The sequence below is a fragment of the Mesorhizobium sp. M7A.F.Ca.CA.003.01.2.1 genome, assembly GCF_003998945.1.
GTDB classification, from domain to species: domain Bacteria; phylum Pseudomonadota; class Alphaproteobacteria; order Rhizobiales; family Rhizobiaceae; genus Mesorhizobium; species Mesorhizobium ciceri.
In genome coordinates this window covers 1-4,105 of sequence record NZ_RZRA01000500.1, presented here as the reverse complement: position 1 = coordinate 4,105, position 4,105 = coordinate 1, and the positions used below count along the sequence as shown (strand labels likewise).

General features: G+C 61.6%; 9 protein-coding genes. All 9 read left to right on the top strand.

Going from position 1 to position 4,105, the window contains the following annotated elements; all coding sequences use genetic code 11:
- On the top strand, positions 1-246 hold a 246-nt coding region (gene rplX / locus EN969_RS19730; RefSeq protein WP_127419324.1), incomplete at its 5' end, for a 50S ribosomal protein L24.
- The gene (rplE, locus tag EN969_RS19725) at positions 239-838 is read left to right on the top strand and encodes a 50S ribosomal protein L5 (protein ID WP_063168070.1); all 600 of its coding nucleotides are present in this window, start codon (positions 239-241) and stop codon (positions 836-838) included. The genes rplX and rplE, both read left to right, overlap by 8 nt.
- A gap of 27 nt (positions 839-865) precedes the next feature.
- Positions 866-1,171 carry a 30S ribosomal protein S14 gene (gene rpsN / locus EN969_RS19720; protein WP_013895695.1) on the top strand — a complete coding sequence of 102 codons (306 nt, stop codon included), beginning with the start codon at positions 866-868 and terminating at the stop codon, positions 1,169-1,171.
- 12 nt (positions 1,172-1,183) lie between these two features.
- On the top strand, positions 1,184-1,582 hold the full coding sequence (rpsH, locus tag EN969_RS19715) for a 30S ribosomal protein S8 (protein ID WP_013531431.1): 399 nt from the start codon (positions 1,184-1,186) through the stop codon (positions 1,580-1,582).
- 89 nt (positions 1,583-1,671) lie between these two features.
- Complete coding sequence (gene rplF, locus EN969_RS19710; protein WP_013531432.1) at positions 1,672-2,205, top strand: 50S ribosomal protein L6; 534 nt, start codon at positions 1,672-1,674, stop codon at positions 2,203-2,205.
- A gap of 138 nt (positions 2,206-2,343) precedes the next feature.
- Positions 2,344-2,703, top strand: a complete 360-nt coding sequence (gene rplR / locus EN969_RS19705; RefSeq protein ID WP_013531433.1) for a 50S ribosomal protein L18 — start codon at positions 2,344-2,346, stop codon at positions 2,701-2,703.
- 148 nt (positions 2,704-2,851) lie between these two features.
- Positions 2,852-3,415: a 30S ribosomal protein S5 gene (gene rpsE, locus EN969_RS19700; RefSeq protein ID WP_006333394.1), complete on the top strand. Its 564-nt coding sequence runs from the start codon at positions 2,852-2,854 to the stop codon at positions 3,413-3,415.
- 24 nt (positions 3,416-3,439) lie between these two features.
- Complete coding sequence (rpmD, locus tag EN969_RS19695) at positions 3,440-3,637, top strand: 50S ribosomal protein L30 (RefSeq protein ID WP_006205449.1); 198 nt, start codon at positions 3,440-3,442, stop codon at positions 3,635-3,637.
- Positions 3,638-3,659: 22 nt separating this feature from the next.
- Positions 3,660-4,105, top strand: a 446-nt coding sequence (rplO, locus tag EN969_RS19690) for a 50S ribosomal protein L15 (RefSeq protein WP_127419323.1), incomplete at its 3' end; no start/stop codon positions are given.

Genomic DNA, 4,105 nt, shown 5'->3' with positions numbered 1-4,105 from the left:
GTCCTCTCGGTACAGCCGAAGGAAGACACCGCGCTGGTGCGCGGCGTCAACATGATCCGCCGTCACCAGAAGCAGTCCCAGTCCCAAGAGGGCGGGATCATCACCAAGGAAGCGCCGATCCAGCTGTCGAACATCGCGCTGGCCGACCCCAAGGATGGCAAGCCGACCCGCGTCGGCTTCATCTTCCAGAAGGACGGCAAGAAGGTGCGCGTCGCCAAGCGCTCGGGAGAAGTCATCAATGGCTAAGGCTCAAACCACGAAGCCCACGGCTGAAAGCAAACAGTCCAAGGCTCAGAACACGCCGCGCCTCAAGCAGGTCTACAACGAGACCATCCGCAAGGCGCTGCAGGAACAGTTCGGCTACGACAACGAGATGCAGGTTCCGCGCATCGACAAGATCGTGCTGAACATGGGCGTCGGCGAAGCGACCGCCGATTCGAAGAAGCCTTCGATCGCGGCCGAAGACCTGGCGATGATTGCCGGCCAGAAGGCCGTCGTCACCCGCGCCCGCAACTCGATCGCCGGCTTCAAGGTCCGCGAGAAGATGCCAATCGGCGCCAAGGTCACGTTGCGCAAGGAACGGATGTATGAGTTCCTCGACCGCCTCGTGAACATCGCACTGCCGCGCGTCCGCGACTTTCGCGGACTGAATCCGAAGAGCTTCGATGGCCGTGGCAACTACGCCATGGGCATCAAGGAACACATCGTGTTCCCGGAGATCAACTACGACAAGGTTGATCAGATCTGGGGCATGGACGTCATCGTTTGTACGACTGCGAAGACGGACGACGAAGCCAGGGCATTGCTCAAGGCCTTCAACTTCCCCTTCCGCCAGTAACGGCAGCGAGAAAAGGAAAAATCTGAAATGGCAAAGACCAGCTCAGTCGAGAAGAACAACAGGCGCCGCAAGCTTGCCGACCAGTACGGTCCCAAGCGGGCTGCGCTCAAGGCGATCATCATGGATCAGTCCAAGCCGATGGAAGAGCGTTTCCGCGCTCAGCTCAAGCTTGCTGCCATGCCGCGCAACTCGGCCAAGATCCGCATCCGCAACCGCTGCGAAGTCACCGGCCGTCCGCGCGCCTACTATCGCAAGCTCAAAGTATCGCGCATCGCGCTTCGTGATCTCGGCAATAACGGCCAGATCCCGGGCCTGGTCAAGTCGAGCTGGTAAGGAGGACATAACATGTCATTGAGCGATCCTCTCGGCGATATGCTGACCCGCATCCGCAACGCGTATGGCCGCAAGAAGTCGAGCGTTTCGACGCCGGCTTCGCGTCTGCGCACCCGCGTCCTCGACGTGCTGAAGGCTGAAGGCTATATCCGCGATTACAGCCAGACCGACTTCGACAACGGCAAGTCCGAAATCGAGATCGAGCTGAAGTATTTCGACGGCGCGCCGGTCGTGCGCGAAATCGCCCGCGTTTCGAAGCCAGGCCGCCGCGTCTATGTTTCGGCCAAGTCGATTCCGCAGGTCGCAAACGGCCTCGGCATCGCCATCCTTTCGACACCGAAGGGCGTGATGGCCGACCATGAAGCACGTGAACAGAACGTCGGCGGTGAGATCCTCTGCCAGATCTTCTGATCTGGCAGTTGACCGCAAAGTGGAATCCGGTCTTCGGATCGTTCCCGAAGACAGAGACCTGAAACAAGAGAAGTGACGAGGACAACAAAATGTCTCGTATTGGAAAGAAACCCGTTTCGCTGCCGCAGGGCGTGACCGCGACCGTCAACGGCCAGACCGTGACGGCGAAGGGCCCCAAGGGTGAGCTGAAGTTCGTGGTGAACGACGAAGTGCTGGTCAAGATGGAAGGCAGCGAGATCGCTGTCCAGCCGCGCGACCAGACCAAGACCGCCCGCTCCAAGTGGGGCATGTCGCGCACGCAGATCGTCAACATCCTGCAGGGTGTCAAGGACGGTTTCGAGAAGAAGCTCGAGATCACCGGCGTCGGCTATCGCGCGGCACTTCAGGGCAAGAACCTGCAGCTGGCGCTTGGCTTCAGCCATGACGTCGTCTATGAGACGCCGCAGGGCATCACCATCACCGTGCCGAAGCCGACTGAAATCACTGTGGCCGGCATCGACAAGCAGCAGGTCGGCCAGGTTGCGGCCGAGATCCGCGAGTATCGTGGTCCCGAGCCTTACAAGGGCAAGGGCGTCCGCTACGCCGGCGAGAAGATCGTCCGCAAGGAAGGCAAGAAGAAGTAGTAGGCCTGGCCTCGAGAAGTTGAAGACTTTTCGGAAAGGGCCAAGCCAAGAGTGTAACGCCGCGGGGAGCGGTCGCGGGAGGCGCTTTCGCCTACCGCATATGGCGGCCCCCGTTTTTTGAAGGCAAGGAAGACCATCATGGGTACCAAGGAATCCACGCAGCGCCGCGCGCAGCGCGTCCGTCGTCAGATCAAGAAGGTCGCCGGCGAGCGTCCGCGTCTGTCGGTTCACCGCACGTCGAAGAACATCTATGTGCAGGTCATCGACGACGCCAAGGGCCACACCATCGCCGCCGCTTCGACGCTCGAGAAGGACTTCAAGGGTTCGCTCAAGACCGGCGCCGACACCGCTGCCGCCACCGCGATCGGCAAGCTGATCGCCGAGCGCGCCACCAAGGCCGGCGTCAAGGAAGTCGTCTTCGACCGCGGCGCTTACATCTATCACGGCCGCGTCAAGGCGCTCGCCGAGGCTGCCCGCGAAGGTGGCTTGAGCTTCTAAGCATGATCCCGAAAAGTTGCAGACTTTTCGGATAAAGATTATGCGAAGGAAATGATTTCGCCCCCGGTGACCGTTTCCCGATTTAATCGGGGCGAGGCACCGGATCTTATCAGCAACCGTGCTTCCGGAAAAAAACAAGGAACAGGATATGGCACAGGAACGTAGGGATGGCGGCCGCGGCCGCGATCGTGAAGAACGCGATGACGGCATGGTGGACAAGCTCGTCCACATCAACCGCGTCGCCAAGGTCGTCAAGGGCGGCCGTCGCTTCGGTTTTGCAGCACTCGTCGTCGTCGGCGACCAGAAGGGCCGCGTCGGCTTTGGTCACGGCAAGGCGCGCGAAGTGCCGGAAGCTATCCGCAAGGCAACTGAATCGGCCAAGCGCGACATGATTTTCGTGCCGCTGCGCTCGGGCCGTACGCTGCATCACGACGTCGAAGGACGCTGGGGTGCTGGACGCGTGCTGCTGCGCGCCGCCAAGCAAGGTACCGGCATCATCGCCGGTGGCCCGATGCGCGCTGTCTTCGAGACGCTCGGCATGCATGACGTGGTCGCCAAGTCGATGGGTTCGTCGAACCCCTACAACATGGTTCGCGCCACCTTCGACGCGCTGAAGAGCCAGATGCATCCCAAGGATGTGGCTGCTGCTCGCGGCATCAAGTATTCGACCCTTCAGGCCCGCCGCGGCACCGCCGTTGCGGCTGAAGAATAGTCGATCTGACCAGGGATTTTGACCATGGCCAAGAAAGCAACCAAGACCATCACCGTTGAGCAGATCGGTTCGCCGATCCGCCGTCCGAAGGAACAGCGCGCGACGCTGGTCGGCCTCGGCCTCAACAAGATGCACAAGCAGCGCACGCTGGAAGATACGCCCTCCGTGCGCGGCATGATCGCTGCCGTCCAGCATCTCGTCCGCGTCGTGGACGAGGGCTGAGCCAGAGCGCAGGAGAAGTCAGATGAAACTCAACGATCTGCGTGACAAGGACGGCGCGACGCACTCCAAGAAGCGTCTCGGCCGTGGTATCGGCTCCGGCTCCGGCAAGACCGGCGGTCGCGGCGTCAAGGGCCAGAAGGCGCGCTCCGGCGTCGCCATCAACGGCTTCGAGGGTGGCCAGATGCCGCTCTACCGGCGCCTGCCGAAGCGTGGCTTCAACAACATCTTCGCCAAGAGCTTCACCGTCGTGTCGCTGGCCCGCATCCAGGTGGCCATCGACGCCAAGAAGCTCGACGCCAAGGCAACCGTGACGGCTGAATCGCTGGTTGCCGCCGGCGTCATCCGCCGCGTCAAGGACGGCGTGCGCATCCTCTCGGATGGCGAGATCAAGGCGAAGCTCGCCTTTGACGTCGCCGGCGCCTCCAAGGCCGCGATCGAGAAGATCGAAAAGGCCGGCGGTTCGGGCAA

What these genes read in the sequence shown, in the direction of transcription:
- rplE (WP_063168070.1), top strand. Translation starts at nt 239, where the DNA reads ATGGCTAAGGCTCAAACCACGAAGCCCACGGCTGAAAGCAAACAGTCC.
- rpsN (WP_013895695.1), top strand. Translation starts at nt 866, where the DNA reads ATGGCAAAGACCAGCTCAGTCGAGAAGAACAACAGGCGCCGCAAGCTT.
- rpsH (WP_013531431.1), top strand. Translation starts at nt 1,184, where the DNA reads ATGTCATTGAGCGATCCTCTCGGCGATATGCTGACCCGCATCCGCAAC.
- rplF (WP_013531432.1), top strand. Translation starts at nt 1,672, where the DNA reads ATGTCTCGTATTGGAAAGAAACCCGTTTCGCTGCCGCAGGGCGTGACC.
- rplR (WP_013531433.1), top strand. Translation starts at nt 2,344, where the DNA reads ATGGGTACCAAGGAATCCACGCAGCGCCGCGCGCAGCGCGTCCGTCGT.
- rpsE (WP_006333394.1), top strand. Translation starts at nt 2,852, where the DNA reads ATGGCACAGGAACGTAGGGATGGCGGCCGCGGCCGCGATCGTGAAGAA.
- rpmD (WP_006205449.1), top strand. Translation starts at nt 3,440, where the DNA reads ATGGCCAAGAAAGCAACCAAGACCATCACCGTTGAGCAGATCGGTTCG.